At 69.3% G+C, this 24474-nt stretch carries 25 protein-coding genes, 2 tRNA genes and 1 pseudogene; 13 read left to right on the top strand and 15 right to left on the bottom strand.

Annotation, left to right across the window (positions count from 1 at the left end; genetic code table 11):
- Positions 1-151 precede the first annotated feature (151 nt).
- The 4 genes from KZ829_RS00140 to KZ829_RS00125 all read left to right on the top strand — a co-directional run bounded on the left by KZ829_RS00140 (position 152) and on the right by KZ829_RS00125 (position 3689).
- Positions 152-760, top strand: coding sequence for a mycothiol-dependent nitroreductase Rv2466c family protein (locus tag KZ829_RS00140; protein ID WP_220142383.1), 609 nt, complete (start codon positions 152-154; stop codon positions 758-760).
- A gap of 317 nt (positions 761-1077) precedes the next feature.
- A complete protein-coding gene (locus KZ829_RS00135; RefSeq protein ID WP_220141859.1) occupies positions 1078-2274 on the top strand; it encodes a DUF1015 family protein in 1197 nt (398 codons plus the stop codon).
- Positions 2274-3191 carry an alpha/beta hydrolase gene (locus KZ829_RS00130; protein ID WP_220141858.1) on the top strand — a complete coding sequence of 306 codons (918 nt, stop codon included), beginning with the start codon at positions 2274-2276 and terminating at the stop codon, positions 3189-3191. Before KZ829_RS00135 ends, KZ829_RS00130 begins: the two co-directional genes overlap by 1 nt.
- Positions 3192-3203: 12 nt before the next feature.
- The gene (locus tag KZ829_RS00125) at positions 3204-3689 is read left to right on the top strand and encodes a ribose-5-phosphate isomerase (RefSeq protein ID WP_220141857.1); all 486 of its coding nucleotides are present in this window, start codon (positions 3204-3206) and stop codon (positions 3687-3689) included.
- A gap of 163 nt (positions 3690-3852) precedes the next feature.
- Here KZ829_RS00125 and KZ829_RS44360 read toward each other — a convergent pair whose 3' ends face one another.
- From KZ829_RS44360 to KZ829_RS00115, 3 genes and pseudogenes are all read right to left on the bottom strand, one after another.
- Entirely contained in the window at positions 3853-4176 is a 324-nt protein-coding gene (locus KZ829_RS44360) for a hypothetical protein (protein ID WP_372453830.1), read from the bottom strand.
- 124 nt (positions 4177-4300) lie between these two features.
- Positions 4301-4531: pseudogene (locus tag KZ829_RS44765) on the bottom strand (hypothetical protein); the annotation flags it as partial.
- 7 nt (positions 4532-4538) lie between these two features.
- A complete protein-coding gene (locus KZ829_RS00115; protein ID WP_220141855.1) occupies positions 4539-5762 on the bottom strand; it encodes a GNAT family N-acetyltransferase in 1224 nt (407 codons plus the stop codon).
- Positions 5763-5863: 101 nt separating this feature from the next.
- On the opposite strand from KZ829_RS00115, the gene KZ829_RS00110 reads away from it, so the two are divergent.
- Positions 5864-6475 (top strand): DNA-directed RNA polymerase II, encoded by a 612-nt coding sequence (locus KZ829_RS00110; protein ID WP_220141854.1) that lies wholly within the window; start codon positions 5864-5866, stop codon positions 6473-6475.
- On the opposite strand, the gene KZ829_RS00105 is transcribed toward KZ829_RS00110, so the two are convergent.
- From KZ829_RS00105 to KZ829_RS00060, 9 genes are all read right to left on the bottom strand, one after another.
- Positions 6476-7333, bottom strand: coding sequence for an SDR family oxidoreductase (locus KZ829_RS00105; protein WP_220142382.1), 858 nt, complete (start codon positions 7331-7333; stop codon positions 6476-6478).
- An 88-nt stretch (positions 7334-7421) separates the two neighbouring features.
- A complete protein-coding gene (locus KZ829_RS00100) occupies positions 7422-7802 on the bottom strand; it encodes an AtzH-like domain-containing protein (protein ID WP_220141853.1) in 381 nt (126 codons plus the stop codon).
- Positions 7803-7861: 59 nt separating this feature from the next.
- Entirely contained in the window at positions 7862-9424 is a 1563-nt protein-coding gene (locus KZ829_RS00095; protein WP_220141852.1) for a SulP family inorganic anion transporter, read from the bottom strand.
- A complete protein-coding gene (locus KZ829_RS00090; RefSeq protein WP_220141851.1) occupies positions 9421-10077 on the bottom strand; it encodes a cysteine hydrolase family protein in 657 nt (218 codons plus the stop codon). Before KZ829_RS00090 ends, KZ829_RS00095 begins: the two co-directional genes overlap by 4 nt.
- A gap of 13 nt (positions 10078-10090) precedes the next feature.
- On the bottom strand, positions 10091-10813 hold the full coding sequence (biuH, locus tag KZ829_RS00085) for a biuret amidohydrolase (protein WP_220141850.1): 723 nt from the start codon (positions 10811-10813) through the stop codon (positions 10091-10093).
- Positions 10810-12765, bottom strand: coding sequence for an allophanate hydrolase (locus tag KZ829_RS42540; protein WP_308285272.1), 1956 nt, complete (start codon positions 12763-12765; stop codon positions 10810-10812). Before KZ829_RS42540 ends, biuH begins: the two co-directional genes overlap by 4 nt.
- A gap of 213 nt (positions 12766-12978) precedes the next feature.
- Positions 12979-13614 carry a GntR family transcriptional regulator gene (locus KZ829_RS00070; RefSeq protein ID WP_220141849.1) on the bottom strand — a complete coding sequence of 212 codons (636 nt, stop codon included), beginning with the start codon at positions 13612-13614 and terminating at the stop codon, positions 12979-12981.
- 53 nt (positions 13615-13667) lie between these two features.
- Positions 13668-14174 carry an SRPBCC domain-containing protein gene (locus KZ829_RS00065; RefSeq protein WP_183227730.1) on the bottom strand — a complete coding sequence of 169 codons (507 nt, stop codon included), beginning with the start codon at positions 14172-14174 and terminating at the stop codon, positions 13668-13670.
- A complete protein-coding gene (locus KZ829_RS00060; protein WP_220141848.1) occupies positions 14171-14488 on the bottom strand; it encodes an ArsR/SmtB family transcription factor in 318 nt (105 codons plus the stop codon). Before KZ829_RS00060 ends, KZ829_RS00065 begins: the two co-directional genes overlap by 4 nt.
- A gap of 93 nt (positions 14489-14581) precedes the next feature.
- On the opposite strand from KZ829_RS00060, the gene KZ829_RS00055 reads away from it, so the two are divergent.
- Together KZ829_RS00055 and KZ829_RS00050 are read left to right on the top strand one after the other, a co-directional pair.
- Entirely contained in the window at positions 14582-15547 is a 966-nt protein-coding gene (locus tag KZ829_RS00055) for a hypothetical protein (protein WP_220141847.1), read from the top strand.
- Positions 15548-15568: 21 nt separating this feature from the next.
- Positions 15569-16528 carry a hypothetical protein gene (locus tag KZ829_RS00050; RefSeq protein WP_220141846.1) on the top strand — a complete coding sequence of 320 codons (960 nt, stop codon included), beginning with the start codon at positions 15569-15571 and terminating at the stop codon, positions 16526-16528.
- Positions 16529-16611: 83 nt separating this feature from the next.
- Here the strand turns inward: KZ829_RS00050 and KZ829_RS00045 are convergent, their stop codons facing one another.
- Together KZ829_RS00045 and KZ829_RS00040 are read right to left on the bottom strand one after the other, a co-directional pair.
- The gene (locus KZ829_RS00045; protein ID WP_220141845.1) at positions 16612-17274 is read right to left on the bottom strand and encodes a YdcF family protein; all 663 of its coding nucleotides are present in this window, start codon (positions 17272-17274) and stop codon (positions 16612-16614) included.
- 214 nt (positions 17275-17488) lie between these two features.
- A tRNA-Gly gene (locus KZ829_RS00040) sits at positions 17489-17559 on the bottom strand.
- A gap of 130 nt (positions 17560-17689) precedes the next feature.
- Between KZ829_RS00040 and KZ829_RS00035 the strand changes: the two genes are divergently transcribed.
- The 6 genes from KZ829_RS00035 to KZ829_RS00010 all read left to right on the top strand — a co-directional run bounded on the left by KZ829_RS00035 (position 17690) and on the right by KZ829_RS00010 (position 23089).
- Positions 17690-17763, top strand: a tRNA-Pro gene (locus KZ829_RS00035).
- A gap of 36 nt (positions 17764-17799) precedes the next feature.
- Positions 17800-19143, top strand: coding sequence for a trigger factor (tig, locus tag KZ829_RS00030; protein ID WP_220141844.1), 1344 nt, complete (start codon positions 17800-17802; stop codon positions 19141-19143).
- Positions 19144-19348: 205 nt separating this feature from the next.
- Complete coding sequence (locus KZ829_RS00025; protein WP_188121388.1) at positions 19349-19984, top strand: ClpP family protease; 636 nt, start codon at positions 19349-19351, stop codon at positions 19982-19984.
- A gap of 11 nt (positions 19985-19995) precedes the next feature.
- Positions 19996-20652 carry an ATP-dependent Clp protease proteolytic subunit gene (locus KZ829_RS00020; protein WP_220141843.1) on the top strand — a complete coding sequence of 219 codons (657 nt, stop codon included), beginning with the start codon at positions 19996-19998 and terminating at the stop codon, positions 20650-20652.
- A 217-nt stretch (positions 20653-20869) separates the two neighbouring features.
- A complete protein-coding gene (clpX, locus tag KZ829_RS00015; protein WP_220141842.1) occupies positions 20870-22162 on the top strand; it encodes an ATP-dependent Clp protease ATP-binding subunit ClpX in 1293 nt (430 codons plus the stop codon).
- 114 nt (positions 22163-22276) lie between these two features.
- Positions 22277-23089 carry a carbon-nitrogen hydrolase family protein gene (locus tag KZ829_RS00010; protein WP_220141841.1) on the top strand — a complete coding sequence of 271 codons (813 nt, stop codon included), beginning with the start codon at positions 22277-22279 and terminating at the stop codon, positions 23087-23089.
- 587 nt (positions 23090-23676) lie between these two features.
- Here KZ829_RS00010 and KZ829_RS00005 read toward each other — a convergent pair.
- Positions 23677-23892, bottom strand: coding sequence for a hypothetical protein (locus KZ829_RS00005; protein WP_220141840.1), 216 nt, complete (start codon positions 23890-23892; stop codon positions 23677-23679).
- Between the last annotated feature and the right edge of the window lie 582 nt (positions 23893-24474).

The following is a 24474-nucleotide window of genomic DNA, read 5'->3' as shown; positions in this document are numbered from 1 at the left end:
GACTGCGTTTACCCGAAGCCTATGCGGCGACGGCGACGCATCTCACCCCGACTGGCGGCCGAGTAGGGAGGAAGATCGAAGCATGACAGCCATCCGACCGCCCCACCCACCGCCCGAAAGCGGACTGAAGGCAGCCTCGTCCACCGTCGACATGTGGTTCGACCCCCTCTGCCCGTGGGCCTGGATCACCTCCCGCTGGCTGTTGGAGGTGGAGAAGGTCCGTCCACTGGACGTCCGGTTCAACGTGATGAGCCTGTCGGTTCTCAACGAGGGCCGCGACGAGCTTCCCGAGCGCTACAAGGAGCTGCTGGCCAAGGGCTGGGGCCCGGTCCGGGTCTGCATCGCGGCCGCCGAGGCCGCCGGCCCGGCGGTCCTGCGTGACCTCTACACCGCCCTGGGCACCCGGATCCACCTCCAGAAATACGACATCGAGGACCCGAAGCTGTTCCAGGAGGCGCTGGCCGAGGTCGGCCTCGACGCGAGCCTGGCCGAGGCGGCGCACACCGACGCCCGCGACGAGGCGCTGCGGGCCAGCCACAACGCCGGCATGAAGCCGGTCGGCACCGACGTCGGCACCCCGGTCATCCACGCTCCCGGCCCGAACCCGGGGGAGACGGTCGCCTTCTTCGGCCCGGTGATCACTCCGGCGCCGAAGGGCGAGGCGGCCGGCAAGCTCTGGGACGGCGTGGTCCTCGTCGCCGGCACCCCGGGCTTCTACGAGCTGAAGCGCAGCCGGGACCTGGGCCCCATCTTCGATTAGTTGCTTTTCGGGGGCGAAGGCCCCCGAAAAGCGATCCTCGGCCTGTCGCCGGTCGTTGGATGGGGTGATGTACACCTCACCCAACGCGGAGGCGGGTATGCCGCAGACCGAGCCGGTCGGTTCGAGTTTCAGCGTCCAGCGCGGATTCTGGACCGATTTGTCACCAGAAGTGGCTTCTATGCTGGCTCCTCCGGTGACCGTCACGGCAGCACCCGCCGAACACGCGGTGAATTCCCTCGCCGCGGTGCAGTTGGGCAGGTCACCGGGGGCGACTCCGGTTGGTGGGCGACGGCGGCACGCCGGGTAAGTTGCCTGCCATGACGGTCGTGCACCCGATCAGCCGGGCCTGGATCACCAACGGAGGTACCGGGGCCCAGAACTACGACGAGTTCGCCGACGACGCCGAAATCACCGACATCATCAAGGCCAACCCGCACAGCGCGCTGGCCGTCGAGATGCCGCACCTCGCGCCCGAGTCCCTCGGGAAGTCCTTCCTCGAGTCGCTGCCGGACGCCGCTGTCCGCCTGCAGCGCGATCAGGCCGAGGAGAAGTACCGGCAGGCTGAGCACGTCGTGGTGCTCTACCGCATCACGGCACCGGGCGAGGCGCCCGCCTACGGCCTGTGGAGCATGGTCGAGACCGGCCAGATCTCCACCAGCGCCGACGAGCCCGGCCTGGTCATCCGCAACGAGGACGTCTTCATCAGCAAGGTCCGCGAGCGGGTCGCGCTGGCCGAGGCGGTCAACACACTGCTCTCCCCGGTCCTGCTGCTGCAGACCGGCCGCGGCGAGGAACTGCACGCCGCGCTGGCCGAGGCGATCGACGCGGCCGGTGAGCCGGCCGCCACCGATGTGGACGGCTCCGGGCGTACCCATGCGATCTGGCCGGTCGGCCCCGGCGAGTTGCAGGACCGGCTGCTGGCCCTGGCCGGTGGCGGCGAGCTGGTGGTCGCCGACGGCAACCATCGCAGCCTGGCCGCGCAGACCGGCGGGCTGGAGCGCTTCCTGGCCGTCGTCACCACCCCGGCCTCGGTCTTCATCCAGCCCTACAACCGGCTGGTCAGCGAGCTGCCCGCGTCGCTCGACGAGCTGCGGGAGAGGCTCCGCGCGGCCGGCGCGACGGTCACCGAGCTGCCGCGCGCCGTGCAACTGCCGCCCAAGGGCACCATCGAGATGTACGTCGGCGGCCGCACCTTCGCCCTGGAGTTGCCCACCGACCCGGCCGGCACCACGGTGGAGAACCTGGATCACGCCCTCGTCGAGCGCGTCCTGCTGCGCGACTCGCTGGGCCTGGACCCGGGCGACAAGCGGATCTCCTACATCGGCGGCGACTACCCGGTCGAGTGGCTGCGCGGCGAGGTCGACGCCGGCCGTGCCGAGCTGGCCGTCCTGATCGCCCCGGTCACCGTGGAGGACTTCGTCGAGGTGAACCTGGAACGGCTCAAGCTGCCCCGCAAGAGCACCTGGTTCACCCCGAAGGCTCGCGGCGGCCTGGTTCTCGCCGAAATCCGCTGATGCTCCACCCGCAGGTCACGGCCGCCGCCGAGTTGAGGCGGCGGCCGTCTTCGGAGGCACTGGCCGCGGATCCGTACCAGCGCCTGCTCGGCGTGCGGGCGGCCATGGAGGAGTCGAACGAGGCGGAGAGCGGGCCCGCCCTGCCGCTGCCGGTGGTCGCCGACTTCGACGCCGACGGTGTGCCCTGCCGTCTCTACGCCACCCGGACCGGGACCCCGGTCCTGGTCTACCTGCACGGCGGCGGCTGGTGTTACGGCAGCATCGAGACCGTCGACCGGTTCTGCCGCCGGGTCGCCGAGCGCTCCGGCTGCGCCGTGGTCTCGGTCGGCTACCGCCTCGCCCCGGAGCACGTCTTCCCGGCCGCCGTCGAGGACGCCGAGGCGGTCGTGTCCTATCTGCGCCGCTCCGGCGCCGACCTGGGGCTCGACGTCTCCCGGCTGGCCATCGGCGGCGACAGCGCGGGCGGCCAGCTCGCCACCGTCACCGCCCGCCGGCAGCGCGACGCGGCCACTCCGCTCGACTTCCAGGTGCTCATCTACCCGGCCCTCGACCCGCTCACCTCCGCCGAGTCGTACGACGAGGTGGGGGAGTACGGCCTGGACCGGGCCTCGATGAAGCTGGCCTGGGAGACGTTCGTCCCCGATCCGGTGCGCCGGCTCACCCCGGACGTGGCGCCGCTCGCGGTCGCCGACCTGTCCGGGATGCCGCCCACCCTGCTGATCACCGCCGAGTACGACGCGCTGCGCGACGAGGGCGCCGACTACGCCGACGCGCTGATCGCCGCGGGCGTCCCGGTGGTGCACACCCGCTACATGGGTGTGAACCACGGCTTCGCCCGCAAACTGGCCACCATCGACGCCGCTCGGGCCGCGGCTGATCAGGTGGCGTCCGCCCTGCGTTCGGCCCTCACCTTCTGAAAGACTTCTGCCATGCGTCTCTACCTGGGTTCCGACCACGCCGGCTTCGAGCTGAAGAACCATCTCGTGAACCACCTGAACAAGCAGGGGCACGATGTGGTCGACGTCGGACCGCACGTCTACGACGCCGAGGACGACTACCCGGCGTTCTGTTTCCACACCGGGGTCAAGGTGGTCGCCGACCCCGGCTCGCTCGGCATCGTGATCGGCGGCTCGGGCAACGGTGAGCAGATCGCCGCGAACAAGGTCCCCGGTGTGCGCTCCGCCCTGGTCTGGAGGACCGAGATCGCCGAGCTGGCCCGGCAGCACAACGACAGCAACGTGATCGCCATCGGCGCCCGCCAGCACACCCTCGACGAGGCCACCGCGTTTGTCGAGGCGTTCATCGCGACGCCGTTCTCCGGCGACGCCCGGCACGCCCGCCGGATCGGCCAGCTCGCCGACTACGAGGCCGCCCGTGAGCTGCCCGAGCTCCCGGACTCGGCCGCCATCGCCTGAAACCCCTTCAGCTGGTCACCAGTGCTGTCTCAACGCGTGTGAGACAGCACTGGTGACCAGCTGAAGCTCTTCTGCGGCCGCTCTCCGTGACGCGGGGCTCATCGCGGGACGGCCGGGCCGCTCTCCGTGACGCGGGGCTCATCGCGGGACGGCCGGGCCGCTTTCAGCGGCGGGGCAGCTCCTCGCGGGGCAGCCAGTTGCGCCGGACGATCGGCAGGCTCTCCTCCGCCTCGGCCAGGTCCCCGTCGGTGGGCCGGGAGGCGTCCCGGGCCCGCAGCGCGGCCCCCACGCTCACCTGCGACGACCCGGAACCGACCAGGCCGCGCAGCCCGCGCTCGGCCTCCCGGTCGTCGCCGCCCGGCCCGGACCCGGTCCGGCGGGGCGGCGCGCCACGGGACTGCCGCTGCCCGCCGTTCTCGGCGGGCGGCCGAGGGCTCTCGCCCTCCGTCGTCGTCACGGCGGCCGAGCCGGGTGGTCGTCCCGGCACGGGAGGCGTCGCCACGGAGGCCGAGCGCGGCGGGCCGGGCACCGGCGGCGGGCCGGGTACCGGCGGCCCGGGCACCGGTGCTACGGGTGCCGGTGTTGCGGGTGCCGGTGTTGCGGGTGCCGGTGTTGCGGGTGCCGGTGTTGCGGGTGCCGCGGTTACGGGGGCCGGCGGACCCGGCACCGGTACGGCGGGAGCGGGCCTCGGCTCGGCGACGGGCTCGGCCGGTGGGGCGGATTCGGCCGTGGGCGTGCCGGTGGCCGCCCCGGCGGATGCCGAGGAGGGGCGCACGCGGCGGCGACGGCGTTCGGGCTGGCCCATGACGCCGACGGTACCGCCGCGGACACCGGCACGGCACACCCCGCTCAGAAGACCTCGGTGGAACTGGGCCGGCGGTGCCAGCCGAACGCGACCGTCGGATCGTTCCCGGTCAGCAGCCGGACCCGCCCGGACGCCACCAGCGCCGACAGCGGGGTGCCACCGAGATGGACGGCGCCCAGGTCGGTCACCGAGCAGGTCACGTCGGCCGGGTCGGTGGTCGGCACGCACACCGCCCCGTCCGGGCCGCCGGTGAGCCGCCAGCGCCCGGTGTTCCGCTCCAGGATCGGGTCGGTGACCTCGAGGACCACGTCGACCGGTGCGGCGTACCGGCGGGCGGCCAGGGCGGCCGGCACGTTGACGAGGCGCACCCAGAGGGCGTCGAGCACCGCCGGGCCGAGGCGGCGCGGCTCGTCGACCAGGTAGCGCAGCGGTTCGTCGACGGCGCCCAACCGGAACGTCACGCTGCGGCACAGGTCGATGCTCAGCAGGAAGCGCCAGAGCGCCTGGTACGTCTCCGGATCGGTGGCCACCACCTCACGGACCTGCACCTCGCAGTCCGGGCCGTGGCCGTTCCAGCCGTTCTTGACCCGCCACAGCGCGTACCCCGTGGGGCCGTCCGGGCCGTCGTGGACCACCGCGTACCGCTTGGTGGCGCCGTCGCGATGCGCCTCCAGATCGGTGAGGACGTAGCGCCACCACCGGTCGTCGCGGCTGGACCAGCCGGGACGGTCCGGGCGCAACTGCTCGTACACCTTGGTGAGGTCGGCGAGCAGGCCGGTGGGCTCGGCCATCCGCAGCCGGCCCGCGGGCTCGGCGGGCGGGACGGTGAGACGCACCTCACGGTTCATGATCGTGAAAGCGAGCCGGGAGGAGGCGGGGCCGTAGCCGTACCGTGGATAGATCGAGGTCTCGCTGGCCCAGAGCACCGCGATCGGCTCCCGGCCGGCGTCGGCGATCTCGGTGAGCTGCCGCCGCATCATCCGGTTGAGCAGGCCCCGCCGCCGGTGGGTGGGGACCACACCCACCCCGGACACGTGCGCGGCCGGCACGACGGCCCCCGGCACGGTGAGATCACGGGTGTAGGCGTCGATGTGCCCCACCACCTGACCCGCGTCGTCGGCGACCAGCGAGCGGTCCAGTTCGAGGACCCCGGTCTCCCAGTCGCGGACCTCCTCGGGGTAGTCCTCGTGGAACACCGTGCCGAGCAGTTCGAGGATCCCCGGTACATCCCCCTGGGTGGTGGGGCGGATTTGTATCTCTTCCCTCATGGCTCGTGTGTAACCGACGGCTGTGTGCTGCGGCGACTGATTTGTTGGCTCGCTACCCTCGAACTGTCGCCGGTCGCCGACCGCAGACCGAAAGGGGAACGATGCCGGAGCAACCGCAGTGGTCCGAGCGGACGCTCAACATGCCGCCGCAGGATCCGTGGGCCGACCAGCCGACGGAGCAGGCCGGCCCCGCCAGCACGCCGCCGGACTCCGCTCCGGCCGTCCCGGGGCCCGATTCGTCCCCGTTCAGCCGGGGCCGCGCCCGGGTCACCCAGCGCACCCACCAGTTCACCGGCCAGTTCGGAGCCGAGCACGAACCCACCGGCACCGGCTGGCCCGACGACCACGGTCGGCAGCAGCCGCAGCGCAGCCTGAGCTGGCACATCCGGCGGCTGCGCCGGGGCGGCGAGTGGAGCAGCGCCGCAGTCCTGTTCGCCTTCGTCTGCTGGGGCATCTGGGCGCTGTCCGAGGGCGGCGACCTGTTCACCCCGATGGTCCTGTTCGTGGTCGAGCTGTGTGTGGCCGCGGGCGTGTTCGCGCTGGCCCGCCTGGTCGGCCGCCTCGTCCTGGAGCGGCAGATGGGCCGGGTGCGCCACACCGCCCGCGGCGCGCACATGATCACCGGGGTCTTCATGGTCGGCGTCGGCTTCTCCTACCTGCGCCAGACCGGCTGGGTGATGGACGCCGTCAACTGGGTGACCAGCACGTTCTGATCAGCTGACCGGTTTGCCGCCGGTGATCCCGAGGACCTCACCGGTGGTGTAACTGGATTCCGGGCCCGCGAAGTAGACGTAGGCCGCGGACAGTTCGGCGGGCTGCCCGGCCCGCCCCAGCGGGGTGTCCGCGCCGAAGGACTTCACCTTCTTCTCCGGCATGGTCGCCGGGATCAGCGGCGTCCAGATCGGGCCGGGCGCGACCGCGTTGACCCGGATCCCCTGGTCCGCCAGGTCCTCGGCGAGAGCCTTGGTGAAGGCCACGATGCCGCCCTTGGTGGTGGCGTAGTCGAGCAGCGCGCTCGACGACAGGTAGGCCTGGATCGAGGCGGTGTTGATGATCGCCGAGCCGGGCGGCATGTGCGGGACGGCGGCCCGGCAGAGCCAGAACATCGCGTACAGGTTGGTCTTCATGACCCGGTCGAACTGCTCGTCGGTGATCTCGGTGATCCCGCCCGGCTGCGCCATCTGGTAGGCGGCGTTGTTCACCAGGATGTCCAGCCCGCCCAGTTCGGTGCGGGCCCGGTCGATGATCGCCCGGCAGTGCGCCTCGTCCCGGATGTCACCGGGGACCAGAACCGCCTTCCGGCCGGCCTTCTCGATCCACTGCGCCGTGTCGGCGGCGTCGGACTCCTCCTCGGGCAGGTAGGAGAGCAGCACGTCGGCGCCCTCCCGGGCGTAGGCGATGGCCACCGCCCGGCCGATTCCGGAATCGCCGCCGGTGATGACCGCCTTGCGCCCGGTCAGCCGTCCACTGCCCCGGTAACTCTCCTCACCGTGGTCCGGCCGGTCCGGCATCGCCGAGGTCAGACCGGGCGGCCGCTGGTCGCCGCCGTCCAGCGCGGGCTTCGGGTACATGTCACGCGGGTCCACGTCGCCTCCTCGTCTCGCGTCGTCGCCCCTCCCGATTCCCCGATGACGTGCGGATAACCGGATCGTGCCGCCGCTATGTCGGCTGACGCGCCGGTTCCGAGACGTGCGCCGTGACGATCCGCCAGCCCTCCGGCAGCCGTACCCAGGTCTGCGACTGGCGGCCCAGCACGTCGCTGCCGGGATAGCCGAACAACGTGGTCACCACGGCCACGCTCTCCCCGTACCCCTGGATGATCGTGTCCTTGAGACGACGGCCCGGCGGCAGGCCACCCTGCGCGCGCCGCCACCTGGCCTGTTCCTCGATGCCGATCTGCTGGTCGGCGATGCCGAACCGCACCGCGGCGGGGGCGAAGAAGGCGAGGATCCCCTCGACGTCGTCGGCGACCAGCGCCCGCTCGTAGGCCTCGAACGCTGCGGTGACCTCGGCGATCACGTCCGGAAGGTCTCTTTCCACGGGTTGCCCTTTCCGATGGGGACGCGGCCCGGAGGGATCCGGGCCGCGTCGACGGGACCTCATCCGATGGTGGCGGACTCCTTCTCCGGCGTGGGGTCGGTCACCTCGTCGGGCTCCGGCGCCCGCGGGGTGGGCTTGCCGAGCGCGAACAGCACGCAGACCAGCGTCAGGAAGAGATAACCGAGCGTGACCTCGCCGTCGGCGTTCCACTGCACCTTCTCGGCGTGGATCAGGCCGATGAACGTGAGCACCGCGCCGCTGGCCGCGAAGACCGCCGCGTGCCAGAACCGCTTGTCGATGAGGAACGCGACGATCGCCCCGAGCACCAGGCCGGCCAGGATGGCGCCCTGGCCGAGCGTCCTGAGCCCGTCGTAGACCACGCCCGCTCCGGCCAGCGCCTCGGTGCCCACCTGCGCGGCCGTGGTCCCGGCCGCGGCCAGCGCGTTGTCCATCTGGCCGGTGGCCCAGGAGGCGATGTTCGGGATGAGCGCGGCCACCACGGCGGCGGCGTGTGCCTTCGGCGTGGCCTGGAACGCCTGCGCGCCGATCAACAGGCCGATGTAGAGCAGGATCGGCACGATCGCGGCGGTCGGGAAGATCGCGCCGAGCAGCCCGAACAGGCCGAAGAAGCAGAGCAGCGCGATCACCACACCGGTGGCCATCGAATATCCGGTACGCCCACCGGCCGCCTTCCAGCCCGGGTGCCCGACGTAGACGGCCGGCGGGAACGGCGACCCGAGACAGGAACCGATCACCGCGCCCGCGCCGTCGGCCAGCAGCACGCTGCGCAGGTTGTACCGGTCGCCCGCGGTGGCGGCGCTCTCCACGTTGGTCATCGCCTCGGTGAAGTTGTAGACACCCAGCGGGATCGCCGTCGCCAGCAGCGGCGCCATGTCCTTCAGCCCGTCGATCAGCAGGTCGAACTTGAGGTGCGGGAAGGCGAACGCGATGTCCTTCGCGGCGCTCTGCACGTCCGGCACCGACATGGCGCCGCCGATCCAGCCGATCGCCGTGCCGACCAGCAGCGCGGCCAGCCCGATCGGGAAGTTGAACGGCAGCTTCACGTCGGTGAGCAGGCCGATCAGCAGCAGGCCGAATACCGGCAGGGCGATCCAGGCGTAGTTCCACATGCTGGCGGCGGGGTTCATCGAGATGAACGTGATCGAGATGCCGGCCAGGGTGCCGAGCAGCGCGGCCCGTGGCGTGTACCTACGGATGTACGGGCCGACGAACGCGCCGATCAGCACGATCACACCGATGATGAACGCCCACGCGATACCGGCCGTCCACGCCGCCACCGGATCCTTCGTGGTCAGGTAGATCGGCAGCATGATGACGAAGATGACGATGAACATGTGCGGGACGCTCGGCCCGTAGGGCAGGGCCGTCACGTCGGTGCGGTTCTCCCGGACGGCCAGCCGCCGGGCGAGGAAGGTGTAGTAGACGTTGCCCGCGACCAGGGCGATGCCCAGCGCCGGGAGGATCACGCCGAAGACGTCGCCGGCCGGCATCTTGATCACGCCGAGACAGAGGCCGGTCAGGGTGAGCACGTTGACCAGGACGTTGACACCGAACCCGAAGAAGGCGTTGGTGTCACCCCGGACCCAGTAGGCGAGTTTCATCGGGCGATCTCCTCGATCAGAGCGGGGGACTCGGCGACCCAGCCGAAGATGCCGCCCTGCGCGGCGATCATCCGGAGGCCGGCCTGCTGGAACTCGGGGAAGTAGGAGCCGACGCAGTCGGCCAGGACCAGGCACTCGTAGCCGCGGTCGTTCGCCTCACGGACCGTGGTGTGGACGCACACCTCGGTCGTGACCCCCGTTACGACCAGTCTTTTGATGCCGTCCTTGATCAGGATCTCTTGTAGATCTGTGGCATAGAACGCGCCCTTGCCCGGTTTGTCCACGACCGTCTCGGTCTTCAATGGCCGGAGCTCGTCGATGATGTCGTGGCCGTACTCGCCCTGGATCAGGATTCTTCCGAAATTGCCGGCTTGACCGATCATCGGGCCGCGCTTGAGCTTCGCCGGTGGACAATCGGACAAATCGGGCTTGTGGCCCTCACGGGTGTGGATGATCGGCATGTTCGTGGCGCGCCAGGCTTTGAGCAGTTCGCCGAGCGGCTCGATGGTCCGCCGGAGCTGGGCGACATCGTTGCCGAGCGACTCACCGAAGCCGCCGGGCAGAAGAAAGTCCCGCTGCATGTCGATGACCAGCAGCGCGGTGGTGTCCAGATCGAATTCGAAGGGGGTGGGTTGGGCGTCGACAGTCGGCATGGCTGGGCCGCCTTCAGTCCGTCTTACGGGTGGTGGGTGGGGCGGTTGGATGGGTTGCCGCTAGCACGTCGTCGGAAGTGGCGACGCAGCCGAAGACGCCGCCCTGCATGGTGACCATGTGCAGGGCGGCGGTGTGGTTGGACGGATCGGTGGCTCCCGTGCAGTCGCTCAGGATCAGGCACTCGTAACCCCGGTCGTTGGCCTCGCGCATGGTCGTGTGCACGCAGACGTCCGTGGTGATTCCGGTCAAGATCAAATGCGAGATTCCATGGGTACGGAGGACGAGGTCCAGATTCGTCGCATAGAAGGCGCCCTTACCGGGTTTGTCGACCACCACCTCGCCCGGCGCCGGCGCCACCTCGGGCACGATCTCCCAACCCGGCTCGCCCTTGATCAGGATCCGGCCGCACGGTCCCTGACCGCCGATCTCCGCCCCGATCCGCTTCGACCGCCACCGCTTGTTGGCGGGCAGGTCGGACAGGTCGGGATCGTGGCCCTCCCGGGTGTGGACGACGAGCATGCCCAGCTCACGGACGTGCGACAGCAGTTTCGCGGTGGCCGGCAGCCCGGCCCGGGTCAGCTCGATGTCGTAGCCCATGCTGTCGACGTAGCCGCCGGGTCCACAGAAATCGGTCTGCCAGTCGATGCAGAGCAGGGCGGTCCGGTCCACCGGGACCGAGCCGTCGTAGGGCCAGGCGTACGGGTTGGCCCGCACCGGCCCGATGCGTGCGGTCATGAGTCAGCTCCCTTCGAACGGTGATTCCGCCAGCCGCCGCTGGCGGTGATGTCCCGGGCGCCGCGCACCGCGTACGCCTCGCAGAGGAATCCGGTCACCTCGGCGCCGTCCTCCAGCACGAGCCGGCCCAGCGACAGCGGCGCCGGGATGCCCGCGAGGAAGCCACCCACCTGGGCGGCCGGCAGCCGCCAGAGTTCGATCTCGATGGCGGCGCCACCATCCGCGACCCGGATCAGCCCGGGAGCACCCGACGGCAGCTCGTACATCCGGTAACAGGGCGCGGTCCTGGTCACGCTCTGCAGCGTGCCGCCGCGCTCGCGAAGCTCACCGTTGCGCGGCTCCCCGCTCAGATGCAGCCCCACCACGGCCACGGTCATCCCCGGGCCGTCCCACCCGTCACCGTCCCGCCGCGCGCGATCCGCCTCGTCGGCGGCGGGCTTCTCGGTGCCGCTCTCGCCGGCGTGCAACGGGCGGCCCCCGCTTTCGTTGCTGTTGGGTCTGCCTGTGCTTTCGTGCCTGTTCGGTCCGCTGCCTGCGCTTTCGTGCCTGTTCGGTCCGCTGCCTGCGCGTTCGCTGCCCGTCTCGCCCGTGTCCCGCCCACCGGTCAGCGTGTGCGCGAGCTCCATCAGCAGGTCGTCGCTGAACGCCGGCCCGAACAGCGTCACCGAGGCCGGCCGCCCATCCCCGGTGAACCCGTTGGGGATCGTCACCGCGGCCATGTCCAGCAGGTTCGCGAACTGCGTGTAGCGACCGAGAAGGAGATTGCGCCCGATCGGATCCTCGGCGATCTCGGCATGCGTGAACGTGGTCCCGACCGTGGGCAGCGCCAGCACGTCGATCCGTTCCCACATCCGCTCAGCGGCCGCCCACAACTCCCGCAGCCGGTGCTGGGCCCGGAAGGCGTCCACCGCGGTGAACGCGTGCCCACCCTCCAGCACCCGCCGCGTCACCGGCAGCACCGAATCGGGGTGGGCCGCCAGGAACTCGCCGAGATCGGCCAGTCGTTCCGCCACCCATGGCCCGCGATAAAGCAGATCCCCGGCTTCCAGCAGAGCCCCGATCGCCACCTCACCGACCACCTCGAAGACCCCGCTGGTCCCCGTGTCCCCCGCGCTGCTGGCCGTGGTCCCCGCGTCGGCCTGCGTGTCTCCCTTGCTCCCCGCGCTTGCCTGCGCGGCTCGCGCGCTGATCTCCGCGGCGCTCGCCGTGAGTCCCTCGGCGAAGCGGGCGAACGCCTTCTCCTGCCCGCCGTCGCCGAAGAAGTCGAGACTTCCCGGAAGCCCGATCCGAACCCGGGCGGCCTTCGGTCGCCGTCCTTCCCGCGACCAGGGGTCGGTCCGCTCCCGCCCGCGGGCCACCCGCATCACCAGCGCCGCCAGGCCGGCGTCCCGGGAGAAGATCGAGACACAGTCGAGCGACCGGCAGGCCGGCACCACCCCGAGCGTGCTCAGCAGCCCCCGGGTCGGCTTGGCCCCGATGATGCCGTTCATCGCGGCCGGCACCCGCCCGGATCCCGCGGTGTCGGTGCCGAGCGAGAAGTCCACGGTTCCGACGGCGACCGCGACGGCCGACCCGGAACTGGACCCGCCGGAGATCAGGCCGCCACCGAAGACGCTCTCCGGAGCCCCGTACGGCGACCGTGCCCCGGTCAGCCCGGTAGCGAACTGGTCCAGATTGGTCTTGCCCACCACGATGGCGCCGGCCGCCCGCAGCCGCCGCACCACGGGCGCATCCCGCTCCGGCGTATAGGCGAAGTCCGGACACCCCGCGGTGGTCGGAAGCCCGGCGACGTCGATGTTGTCCTTGACCGCGAAGGTGACCCCGGCCAGTGGCGCGGCCGGATCCACCCGGCGCGCCTGCTCGCGCAGCTCGTCCGCGGAGAACCGGCTGATCCAGACCCCGTCCGCGCTCGGCGCCGCGAGCACCGCATCGACGATCGCATCTACGTCCACATCGTCGATTGTCGACAATTCTGTTTCAGTGAGACCTGCGTCACGTAACGGCCGGATTTCCCGGAGCTATCAAAGCCCTCGTACAGGATGAAAGCCGAACCACCGGACTCCCGCCTGTCACCGGAAAGTGGCGCAGCCCGTCCGGGGGTGGCACCCGCCATGGGCGTTCGCGCTCCCGCCCGCGCCCGTGCTCCCGGCTGCGTCTGCCCGCGCTCAGATCAGGTAGGTGCGCGCGCCGTGCGTGCCGAGAGCTTCCAGGATCTCCGCGGTGGCGCCGATCTCGACCGCCGCGAACAGCCGCTCGTGCCGCAGCACCCCGTCCACCGCGCGGGCGGTCTCGGCCTCACGCCGCATGTTGACCGCCATGAACAGCTGGATGCGCACGAGAATCGACTCGTACAGGGCGGTGAGCTGTCGATTCCCGCTCAGCGCGACCACCTCGACATGGAACCGGCGGTGCGCGTTGGCCAACTCCAGGCGGTCGTCGGTCGCCGTCGCCGTACGGATCGTTTCGAGCGCCGCACGCAGCCGGGTCAGGTCGGGCGCCGCGGGAGTGCTGGTGACCGCGTGCCGCTCCAGGACGTCACGCACCTCGTACAGCTCACGCACGTCGTCGTCGGAGAGGGTGGCCACCCGGGCGCCCCGGCGCGGGATGTGCTCGATCAGGCCCTGCTCGGCCAGCAGCCGCATCGCCTCCCGCAGCGGCGCCCGGCTGATCCCGAGCCGGCGGGTCAGTTGCTCCTCGACCAGCCGCTCGCCCGGATCGGTCCGGCCACTCAGGATGTCCCGCCGCAGCCGGTCGACGGCGAGCTCGACGAGACTGTAGGTCTCCAACTCCCCGTCACTCACGCGGCAAGTCTGCCAGCCCGTGCCGTATGGGCACGGGCTGGCCCCGACGGCTGTTACGAGCCGGCCATGACCTTGCCGGTCTCCAGCAGGGACTTGAGGTCGCTGAGGACCCAGGCCCAGCCGCCGCCACCCTCGGCGCCGGCGTCTGGGCTCCCGGACACCATCGCGGAGTGGGCCGGCGCGCCGGTCAGCTCGTGGGTGATGGTGACCCGGCAGACGCCCGGACCGGAGTCCTCGATCTCGTAGGTGAGCGTGGTGAACGGCTCGACCGCGGTGCTCGGGTCCATGAGCATCCGCCACGTCTGCACCAGGCGCCGCGGCGGCTCCGCCTCCAGCACCTCGCCGTCGATGATGGTCTCGGGCAGCTCGAACCCGCCGGCGGCCGCGTACGCCTTCATCTCCTCGGTGGCCGTCGAGTAGAACCGGCCGCCCTTCTTGAGCTCGTAGAACTGCGGGGCGGCGTACGCATACTTCGCCGTCCACTCCGGGTCGGTGATGGCCGTCCAGATCTTGTCGGCCGGCGCCTTGATCCAGATGCGGAAGACCTTGGTGTCGCTCATGACTCCTCCAGAGTCTGTTTGAGATCGAGCAATGCGGTCACGTGCCGCTCGGTGAACTTGTCGATCCATCGGTCGTGGATCTGCCGGATCGGGATCGGGTTGAGGAAGTGCAGCTTCTCCCGCCCCGACCGGCGCACGACGACGAGACCCGCCTCTTCGAGCACCCGGAGGTGCTTGGAGACGCCGAACCGGGTCATCTCCAGCTCGGACTCCAGCTCGGTGAGCGTGCGGCCGTCACGCGCGAAGAGCAGGTCGAGCAGGAACCGGCGGCTCGGGTCGGCCAGCGCCTTGAACACCCGGTCGTCGTCCGTCATCACACTAAGTTAGGTGACCATTTGGTCACCTGTCAATCGGAACCGAGATGTCGATCTTTCGAAGTGCGTCGGCGGCCCCTAAGCTCTGCGGCCGTGTGGCCATTCAAGAAGGAGAGCGCCGCCGAGGAAGAGGCGCCGGAGTTCTGCCGCTTCCTCGACGAGGATGCCGAACGCTTGCGCGATGCGCTGCGGAAACGGGATTGGGAGACCGCCCGCGGGATTCTCGGCGCGACCGATCCGGAGACCCGTAGCTACTACTTCTCCGTCGCGGCGAGCACCTACGGGATCGAGCGGTGGATCGCCGGCGCCGAACCCGGCGCGGCCCTGCCGCTGCTCATCCGCGGCGCCGCCCTGCTCACCTCGGCCTGGGAGCTGCGCCCGGACGGCTGGACCGGCAGGATCAGCGACGCGGCGGCGGAGCTCTGGACCCGGTGGGTGAGCCAGGCCGCCGCGTGCATCGACGAGGTGACCACCCGGGAGCCGGGCTGGGCCGACGCCTGGACGTGGTCGATCGCCCTGAGCCGCTCGTTGGGCCTGCCGCTCGACGAACGGTGGCGGCGCTTCCATCGCCTGATCGAGATCGAGCCGGACCACTGGTACGGGCACGAGCAGATGCTGCTCGCCCTCACCCCGAAGTGGGGCGGCAGCTCGGAGGCCGTGTTCGACCTCGCCCGCACCCGCGCCGCGGCCTGCCCCGGCACCCACATCCCGGCGCTCGTCGCGCTGGCCCACCGGGAGCACAACGCGCATCTGTCCGACGTCCGCGAGCCGGACAACCCGGACCGCTCGCTCGAACTGACCTACTACGAGCCCACCGAGATCACGGACGACCTCTGGGACGCGGCCCAGCTCTCCTTCTGGCACGACGACTACGAGACGACGGTGCTGACCCCGATCGTCTGGAACAACTTCGCCTACGCCTTCGCCTGGGGCGACTTCCACAAGCCGGCCTGGGCACTCTTCGACTCGATCGGCGAGGACTGGATCACCCGGTCCCCGTGGGGCGACGTCGACTTCTTCCTCAGATCCCGCGACTACACCCGGGACAACCTCGAATGACGCACCCGATCCGGAGCAGCCGTGTGGCCTAAGACGAGGCGTGCCGACGACGCCGACGACACCGTGGAGATCAACGAGTTCCTGCACGACGAGGGCGCCCGGCGGCTGAGCGTCGCCCTGCGGGACCGGGACTGGCCGACCGCCCGGGAGATCCTCACCGGCGCCGACCCGGAGCACTTCATGTACTACATGGAGTTCGCCGCCTCCGCCGACGGCGTGGAGGAGTGGATCCCCGACGTGATCCGCGCCGAGCCGAACTCGACCCTGCCGGTGCTGGTTCGTGGCGCCCGCGCCGTCTACTGGGCGTGGGACGCCCGGGGCAGCGGCACCTCCGACACGGTCACCCAGGAGCAGTGGAAGATCTGGTTCCAGCGCCTCAAGCTGGCCGAGAACTGCCTCGACGAGGTGATCGACCGCGATCCGGGTTGTGCCGAGGCCTGGCACTACCTGGTAGTCCTGGGCCGGGCCCGGCAACTGCCGATGGAGGAGCGCTGGCACCGGTTCAACAAGCTGATCGAGATCGACCCCACCCACCTGTTCGGCCACGAGCAGATGCTCAACAACCTCATGCCCAAGTGGAGCGGCAGTACCGAGGCGATGTTCGACTTCGCCCGCACCCGGGCCGCCGCCTGCCCCGGCACGAACGTCCCGCTGATCGTCGCGCAGGCGCACCTCGAGCACCGGTGGTCCGAGGGCGGCAAAGCGTACCTCCGGCGGCCCGAGGTGTCCGGTGAGATCTGTGCCGCTGCCCACACCTCGGTGTGGCACGACGACTACCGCCGATCGCTGCTGACGCCGGTGCTGTGGAACCACTTCGCCTACAGCCTCAGCGTGGGCCGCCTCTTCCGGCCGGCGAACGCGCTCTTCGACGAGATCGGCGACGAATGGGTCCGCACCGCCCCATGGCGGTCCGTCGAACGCTTCACCGAACTGCGCGACTGGTCCCGCGGGAAGGACGACGACACCGGCCGCGACGACTGACGGTACGCAGCACGAAGAGCCCAGGTCAGATGAACCCCACTGACCTGGGCTCTGCCAGGTCGAGAAACGACTCCACGCTCGGGCTATAGAAGCCGGTTATCGTAGCCGGCGCGAACCAATCGGGAGAATGATCGCTGGACCGTGACGGGAAGATCCTGCGGGATGGCGAATCCCGAGTCAGCGTATTTCCCGATTCGCTGCGTATCGCCGACGAGCATGTCGATCACCTTCTTCGGGTTACCGATGCTCGCTACGTAGTCGTCGAGCGAGAGTGGGAGTGAGGCACATATGACGTCGACCTCGGGCCAGACCTTCTTGCAGGTGGCGTAGGCGCGTCGCTGCTGGTAGGGGCGGGACATGAGGATGACGGAGTGCGCCCTCATGCCCTGTTCCTCCAGGACTGTCCGGGTGAGTTCGATGTTCTGGCCGGTGTTCCTGGCCTGTGTCTCGACGAGGATCGCATCAGAGGGTACGCCGTTTTCAATGGCGTACTCGCGGTAATGGATCGCTTCGCCTCGGGGAAATGCCCCGATGGTGGTCGGCGCGTTGGCGCCGGTGAACACGAGCAACGGGTACATCTTCTCGAAGTACAGTTCGGTCGCGATCTTCGCTACGCCCAGGTCGTGGCTGCCGAGCCCGATGCCGACGTCGACGGGCCGGATCTCGTGACCCATGTTGTGGTAGTTCCACAGCCGCTCGACGTCCTCGCGATGCTCGGCCGGGACGGTGGCGGGAGCCGCTGTCATCGTCTTCTCTCAGCCGGGGATCTTGAAGATGCGTGGACCACGTGAAGCGTGAGGCCGCAGACGATCCCGCCCTTTCGCGTGGCGCGGATCACCACGGGCGCGAAGGCTGGCAAGAGCAGCAGACGGCGCCACCGGAACGCAAGATCCACTTGAGGGTGAACGCAAGCGGCCCAGGCCGGAGGGGAACCCCTCTGACCTGGGCCGCTGCTGCAAGAGCGGGCGACGAGAATCGAACTCGCGTAATCAGTTTGGAAGACTGAGGCTCTACCATTGAGCTACGCCCGCGTGATCCCCGATCAGCTCGGGGCTCGTGCACAGCTTACTGAATCATCTCCCGTCCGCGCGAACCGGATTCCCCAGCAGGTGACTCCAGCGCACACGCAGGCAAGCGGACCGCATACACTGGCCGTCGCCACGGGGTGTGGCGCAGCTTGGTAGCGCACTCGCTTTGGGAGCGAGGGGCCGTGGGTTCAAATCCCGCCACCCCGACTGACACCAACATCCGCAGCAACAAGGAGTACGCCTGTGAAGAGCACCGTCGAGACTCTGAGCCCGACTCGGGTGAAGCTCGCCATCGAGGTGCCGTTCGAGGAGCTCAAGCCGAGCCTGCAGAAGGCGTACCGGGAGATCGGCGCGCAGGTCCAGGTGCCGGGCTTCCGCAAGGGCAAGGTTCCGGCCGCCGTCATCGACCAGCGGGTCGGGCGGGGCGCGGTGCTCAACGAGGCCGTCCAGGAGGCGATCCCACAGCAGATCCTCGCCGCGGTTCAGGAGCACGACGTCAAGACCCTGGGCCGCCCCGAGGTGGAGATCACCGAGTTCGCCGACAACGCGCCGCTGAAGTTCACGGCCGAGGTCGACGTCCGCCCGGAGATCACCGTGCCGGACCTCTCCGCGATCACCGTGACGGTTCCGGCCGTCGAGATCGGTGACAACGAGATCGACGAGCAGGTCAACGGCCTGCGCGAGCGCTTCGCCACCCTGAAGACGGTGGAGCGCGCGGCTGCGGAGGGTGACTACGCCCAGCTCGACCTGAACGCGACGGTCGACGGCGAGGACGTTCCCGGCGGTTCGGCCACCAACATCTCCCACGAGGTCGGCAGCAAGCAGCTGCTCCCGGGCCTCGACGAGGTGCTCGTCGGCCTTTCCGCCGGCGAGGAGGCCACCTTCACGACCCAGCTCGTGGGCGGCGACTTCGCCGGCCGTGACGCCGAGGTGAAGGTCGTCGTGAAGACCGTCAAGGACAAGCAGCTCCCCGAGGTCGACGACGAGTTCGCCCAGCTGGCGAGCGAGTTCGACACTCTCGACGAGCTCCGCGAGGACCTGCGCACCCGCCTCACCCGGGCCAAGAAGGTCGAGCAGATCTACGCGGCCCGCGACGAGGCGCTCAAGCAGCTCGTCGAGGCGGCCGAGATCCCGGCCCCCGAGGGTGTCGTGAAGGACGAGGTCGAGGGCCGCAAGCAGGCCATGACCGACCAGCTCGAGCGGATCGGCGCGACTCTGGCCGACTACCTCGCCTCGGAGGACAAGACCGAGGAGCAGATCGACCAGGAGCTGACCGAGGCGGCCCAGGAGGGCGTCCGGATCCAGCTGCTGCTCGACACCGTCGCCGACGCCGAGGACGTCCAGGTCACCGACGACGAGTTCGGTCACGAGATCGTGCACCGGGCGCAGCGCGCCCAGATGCAGCCCCAGCAGTACTACGACCAGCTGGTGCGTTCGGGCGCCGCGGCCTCCGTCTTCGGGGACGTGCGCCGGGGCAAGGCGCTCGCGTCGGTCATGGAGCAGGTCACGATGAAGGACTCCGAGGGCAACACGCTCTCGCTGGACGACCTGCGCACCGAGGATGACCACGCGGGTCACAACCACTGATCTGAGTGCCTGGCCGGCCACCGCGCATCCCTACCGGGTGCGCGGTGGCCGTCGTCTTTTCCGGGGGTACGGCCACGCGATGCGCTGTCAGCGAACACCTGCCCGAGCGGGAAGCTGATGCGCATCCGACCAGTTAGGTTGGTCGTACGACGGACAACCTGCCGGCCGGATCCTCGGCCGACACAGCAAGCTGTGAAGGGCTGCCATGACCGATCTCCACATCCCCACCGGGCCCGTGTCGCGGCGCGGTGGCGAAACCCTGAGTGGCAACCTCGACGACTCGGTCTTCAATCGGCTGCTGCGGGAGCGGATCATCTTCCTCGGCAGCGAGGTGACCGATGCGAGCGCCAACCGCATCTGCGCTCAGCTGCTGCTGCTCTCCGCCGAGGACCCGGAGGCCGACATCCACCTGTGGATCAACTCCCCGGGCGGCTCTGTCTACTCGGGTATGGCCATCTACGACACGATGCAGTTCATCGACAACGACGTGCAGACTGTCGCGATGGGCATGGCCGCCTCGATGGGGCAGTTCCTGCTCTGTTCCGGGACGCCGGGCAAGCGCTTCGCTCTGCCGCATGCCCGGATCATGATGCACCAGCCGTCCGGTGGCATGGGCGGCACCGCGGCCGACATCGCCATCCAGGCCGAGCAGATGCTCTACACCAAGCGGATGTTCCAGGAGCGGATCGCGTTTCACACCGGTCAGACCCAGGAGCAGATCGCGGCAGACTTCGACCGGGACCGCTGGTTCACGGCCGAGGAGGCCAAGGACTATGGCTTCATCGACAAGGTGATCACCGGGGCCACGCAGGTTCCCGACGGTGCCGGAACGCTGAACTGAGGAGCTGACCCATGACCGACCTTTCCATGCCTCCCGGGTTCGCTCCGGTGCACAACCGCTACGTGCTGCCCTCGTTCTCCGAGCGCACCTCGTGGGGCATCAAGGAGTCCAACCCCTACAACAAGATGTTCGAGGACCGGATCATCTTCCTCGGTGTGCAGGTGGACGACGCGTCGGCCAACGACGTGATGGCCCAGCTGCTGACGCTGGAGAGCACCGACCCGGACCGCGACATCCTGATGTACATCAACTCGCCCGGTGGCTCGTTCACGGCGATGACCGCCATCTACGACACCATGCAGTACGTGCGCCCCGACATCAGCACGGTCTGCCTGGGCCAGGCGGCCAGCGCCGCGGCGGTCCTGCTCGCCGGCGGCACCCCGGGCAAGCGGATGGCGCTCCCGCACTCGCGGATCATCATCCACCAGCCGGCCACCGAGGGTGGCTACGGTCAGGGTTCGGACATCGAGATCCAGGCCCGCGAGATCATGCGCATGCGTACCCAGCTGGAGGAGCTGATCTCGCACCACTCCTCCAAGCCGCTCGAGCAGGTCCGCAAGGACATCGACCGGGACAAGATCATGACAGCCGACGAGGCCAAGGAGTACGGCCTGGTCGACGTCGTCCTGGCGACTCGTAAGAAGAGCCTGCAGACGGCCGGGGTCTGACCCAGGGTCCGCGGTGTCAGGGGGCCGGCCGGTGAGCGCTAGACTGGCCGACCCCTGACACGCCCGTTTTGGGGGGTCGGAGAACAGCCCCTTTGCGGGTAACGTCGAGTCTGCAGCCTCAGTTACGCGGGTCGGCGGACGATAGATGGCAACGAGGCATTCCGTCCTCGCACAAGGTCCGGTCGACGGCCGGCCAATGAACGCAGGGAGAACGTAGGTGGCACGGATCGGCGACGGTGGCGACCTACTCAAGTGCTCCTTCTGTGGGAAGTCGCAGAAGCAGGTCAAGAAGCTCATCGCGGGCCCTGGGGTCTACATCTGCGACGAGTGCATCGATCTCTGCAACGAGATCATCGAAGAGGAGCTGGCTGAGACCGGCGAGGTGAAGTGGGAAGAGCTTCCCAAGCCGATGGAGATCTGCCAATTCCTGGACAACTACGTCGTTGGTCAGGAGCAGGCTAAGCGGGCGCTCTCCGTCGCGGTCTACAACCACTACAAGCGGATCCAGGCCGAGTCCAACGGCGCTCCCGGAGCGGGCAGCGACGTCGAGGTGGCCAAGTCCAACATCATGCTCATCGGCCCCACCGGTTGCGGTAAGACGCACCTGGCGCAGACCCTGGCCCGGATGCTCAACGTGCCGTTCGCGATCGCGGACGCCACGGCGCTCACCGAGGCCGGCTACGTCGGCGAGGACGTCGAGAACATCCTGCTCAAGCTCATCCAGGCGGCGGACTACGACGTCAAGCGCGCTGAGCAGGGCATCATCTACATCGACGAGGTCGACAAGATCGCCCGCAAGAGCGAGAACCCGTCGATCACCCGCGACGTCTCCGGTGAGGGCGTGCAGCAGGCCCTGCTGAAGATCCTCGAAGGCACGGTGGCGAACGTCCCGCCCCAGGGCGGCCGTAAGCACCCGCACCAGGAGTTCATCCAGATCGACACGACGAATGTGCTGTTCATCGTGGGCGGCGCCTTCGCCGGTCTGGACCGGATCATCGAGCAGCGGGTCGGGCAGAGCGGTGTCGGCTTCGGCGCCCGCCTCCGGTCGATCTCCGAGCGGAACACCGACGACATCTTCAGCAGGGTGATGCCGGAGGACATGCTCAAGTTCGGCCTGATCCCCGAGTTCATCGGCCGTCTCCCGGTCATCACGACCGTCCGCAACCTCGACCGTGACGCTCTCATCAAGATCCTCACCGAGCCGCGGAATGCCTACGTGAAGCAGTACCAGCGCCTCTTCGAGCTCGACGGCGTCGAGCTGGAGTTCGACGAGGGCGCGCTGGAGGCCATCGCCGACCAGGCCATGCTGCGGGGCACCGGCGCCCGTGGTCTCCGGGCGATCATGGAGGAGGTCCTCCAGAACGTGATGTTCGAGGTGCCCAGCAACCCCGACGCCGCCCGGGTCCTGATCACCCGCGAGGTCGTCGTGGAGAACGTGATTCCCACGATCGTCCCGCGCGAGTTCGGCGGCCGTCGTCGCCGTCCCGAGCGCGAGGAGAAGTCGGCCTGACCGGCTGACCCTCAGTTCGTCCCACTCGCCGCCGCCCAGCCCGGGCGGCGGCGAGTGCGCTTCAGCGGCCGCGGATGGTCACGAAGCGGCGCGGGTCGCCGTACCCTTCGATTTATGCGCGCCGCCGTCTGCCAGCTGAACTCTCGCGAAGACCGTGACCACAACCTGGCCGTCGCTCGTGATCTTCTTGAGCGCGCCGCCGCCGGCGGCGCGAAGCTCGCGGTCCTGCCGGAGTATGTCGACTTCCTCGGCCACTCCGCCGACGCCCCGAGACCGGAGCCGGTCGATGGCGAGTTCGCCACCTTCTTCGCGAACGCCGCCCGGGAGCTCGGCCTCTGGGTGCACACCGGTTCGTTCCACGAAAAGGGCCCGGACGCCGGCCGCACCTTCAACACGTCGCTGCTCTTCGCCCCGGACGGTGCCCTCGCCGCCACCTATCGCAAGATCCATCTGTACGACGTGGAGATCGCCGGCCGCATCTCCTACCAGGAGTCCCGCACGGTGGCGCCCGGCACCGACCCGGTCGTCGCCGACGTCGACGGCGTCCCCACCGGCCTGACCATCTGCTACGACCTCCGCTTCCCGGAGCTGTACCGGGCACTCGCCATCGCCGGCGCCCGGATCCTGGTCGTGCCCGCCGCCTTCATGCTGCACACCGGCCGGGACCACTGGGAGGTGCTGCTGCGTGCCCGCGCCATCGAGAACCAGTGCTTCGTGCTGGCCGCCGGCCAGATCGGCGACCACGAGCCGCGCCGCACCTGCTTCGGCCGCAGCATGATCATCGACCCGTGGGGGACCGTCCTGGCCCAGGCCCCGGACACCGTCGGCGTGACCTTCGCGGACCTCGACCTCGAGCGTCTGGAAACCATCCGCACCGAGCTGCCCAGCCTCGCCAACCGGCGGATGGAAACTTTCCCGCTCCGCTGACCCGCCCGGCCGCCTCTTCACGGCTTCCCACTCGGCTGACCGGCCAGACAGCCTCTTCACAGGACACGGAGAGCACCACTCCCAGCGAGGCTTGGTCGAGCACTACCCGAGCGGTCCGGGCCGGATCAGCCGAGCCCCGCCCCGCGCGTGACGCGAGCCGGCCGAGGATTTCGCCGCCGCCGCGGCCCTGGTCGGGGTCATCGGATCTCACTGCAAACCCCACGATCCGGTACGCGGGACGACGCGTTGACCAGGTTCGGTGTGGGGCACATGTCGACCGCGGCTCTGCGAGGTGCCGGCGTGTCGAGTGCGGTTCCGCGCGGCATGCCGTGTTGGTCGTGGCTCTACCAGGGGCGGGTGTGCTGACTGCGATTCCGCGCGGGGTGCCGTGTTGGCCGCGGTTCTGCGAAGGGCGGCGGGTGTGTTGAGTGCGGGTCCGCGCAGGGGCGGTGCGCTGACCGGGGTCTGCGAGGGGCGGGTGGCCTGACCGCGGTTCTATGTGGCGGTGGATCGGGTCGGCGAGGGAGAGGTGCGGGAACCGGGCAGGAAGGCCACCGACAATCTCCGGCGGAGAGCTGTATCCGGCGTCACAAACTTTCCATGAGATAGCTGAGCGCGGTCAGAGCGACCACCGCGGCGCCCGCGAGGAGTAGCGCCCCACCCATTCGCGTGGGGCCGCGCATCAACAGCTTCCGGGCCGACAGCAGAACCGTGACCAGCACAAGCAGGCCGATCGCCCACTGCCAGACTGGGACGAGCAGGCCCAGGACCGCGTCGGTCGCCAGTGTCGGGGGAGTGGCCATGAAGCCACTCTGTCATGGGATGGCTGCGTCGTGTGCCGCCTCGCCGCTTCCGCAGGCATGAGCGTCGATTTGCGGTCACCCGCATGGGTCGCGTAACTTTCTCTCTGCAAGCGGGAAACCGGTACGGACAGCCACGAAAGTGACAATCCGGAAGGTGCCTCGGGAGCGGTCGAGAGCGAGATATGCTCGAACTCGGCATCCGGGTGGTGCGGCAAGGATCCAAGAAATTGGATTTGCGATCGCGAAGCCGGCCGGGTAGAGTGGCAAAGCCGGTAGAGAGCCGGGCGGACTGATCATTTAGGTGATCGTCGGCCGGTCTACCAGAGCCACTTCTTCGCATCGCGGAGAAACACTTGGGCGTTGCCGACGGGGTCCCTGATTTTGTCTGGCGAAAACGACCAGGTACTGTCGAGCAGTTGCCTTGAAGGACGGGCCTTAACGGGCTCCAACTTCGATGTGCGGTTGTTCTTTGAGAACTCAACAGGGTGCTTGATAAGCCAGTGCCAATTATGGCAATACCCCGGCTCATCGTTTAGGCGATGGGTGGGAGATTCCTTTGGCAACATTTATGTTGCCGGGACG

The organism is Actinoplanes hulinensis (assembly GCF_019429605.1).
GTDB classification, from domain to species: domain Bacteria; phylum Actinomycetota; class Actinomycetes; order Mycobacteriales; family Micromonosporaceae; genus Actinoplanes; species Actinoplanes campanulatus.
Note: the sequence above shows the minus strand (reverse complement) of the source record. Positions and strands in the feature narration are given on the sequence as shown.

Excerpts from the sequence above, each read along its gene's own strand:
- KZ829_RS00060 (WP_220141848.1), bottom strand. The coding sequence starts at position 14,488 with ATGACGGACGACGACCGGGTGTTCAAGGCGCTGGCCGACCCGAGCCGC.
- KZ829_RS00005 (WP_220141840.1), bottom strand. The coding sequence starts at position 23,892 with ATGGCCACTCCCCCGACACTGGCGACCGACGCGGTCCTGGGCCTGCTC.
- biuH (WP_220141850.1), bottom strand. The coding sequence starts at position 10,813 with ATGACCGCACGCATCGGGCCGGTGCGGGCCAACCCGTACGCCTGGCCC.
- KZ829_RS00065 (WP_183227730.1), bottom strand. The coding sequence starts at position 14,174 with ATGAGCGACACCAAGGTCTTCCGCATCTGGATCAAGGCGCCGGCCGAC.
- KZ829_RS00135 (WP_220141859.1), top strand. The coding sequence starts at position 1,078 with ATGACGGTCGTGCACCCGATCAGCCGGGCCTGGATCACCAACGGAGGT.
- KZ829_RS00010 (WP_220141841.1), top strand. The coding sequence starts at position 22,277 with ATGCGCGCCGCCGTCTGCCAGCTGAACTCTCGCGAAGACCGTGACCAC.
- KZ829_RS00110 (WP_220141854.1), top strand. The coding sequence starts at position 5,864 with ATGCCGGAGCAACCGCAGTGGTCCGAGCGGACGCTCAACATGCCGCCG.
- KZ829_RS00115 (WP_220141855.1), bottom strand. The coding sequence starts at position 5,762 with ATGAGGGAAGAGATACAAATCCGCCCCACCACCCAGGGGGATGTACCG.
- KZ829_RS00090 (WP_220141851.1), bottom strand. The coding sequence starts at position 10,077 with ATGCCGACTGTCGACGCCCAACCCACCCCCTTCGAATTCGATCTGGAC.
- KZ829_RS00130 (WP_220141858.1), top strand. The coding sequence starts at position 2,274 with ATGCTCCACCCGCAGGTCACGGCCGCCGCCGAGTTGAGGCGGCGGCCG.
- KZ829_RS00105 (WP_220142382.1), bottom strand. The coding sequence starts at position 7,333 with ATGTACCCGAAGCCCGCGCTGGACGGCGGCGACCAGCGGCCGCCCGGT.
- KZ829_RS00140 (WP_220142383.1), top strand. The coding sequence starts at position 152 with ATGTGGTTCGACCCCCTCTGCCCGTGGGCCTGGATCACCTCCCGCTGG.
- KZ829_RS00095 (WP_220141852.1), bottom strand. The coding sequence starts at position 9,424 with ATGAAACTCGCCTACTGGGTCCGGGGTGACACCAACGCCTTCTTCGGG.
- KZ829_RS00025 (WP_188121388.1), top strand. The coding sequence starts at position 19,349 with ATGACCGATCTCCACATCCCCACCGGGCCCGTGTCGCGGCGCGGTGGC.
- KZ829_RS00020 (WP_220141843.1), top strand. The coding sequence starts at position 19,996 with ATGACCGACCTTTCCATGCCTCCCGGGTTCGCTCCGGTGCACAACCGC.
- KZ829_RS00045 (WP_220141845.1), bottom strand. The coding sequence starts at position 17,274 with ATGACAGCGGCTCCCGCCACCGTCCCGGCCGAGCATCGCGAGGACGTC.
- KZ829_RS00125 (WP_220141857.1), top strand. The coding sequence starts at position 3,204 with ATGCGTCTCTACCTGGGTTCCGACCACGCCGGCTTCGAGCTGAAGAAC.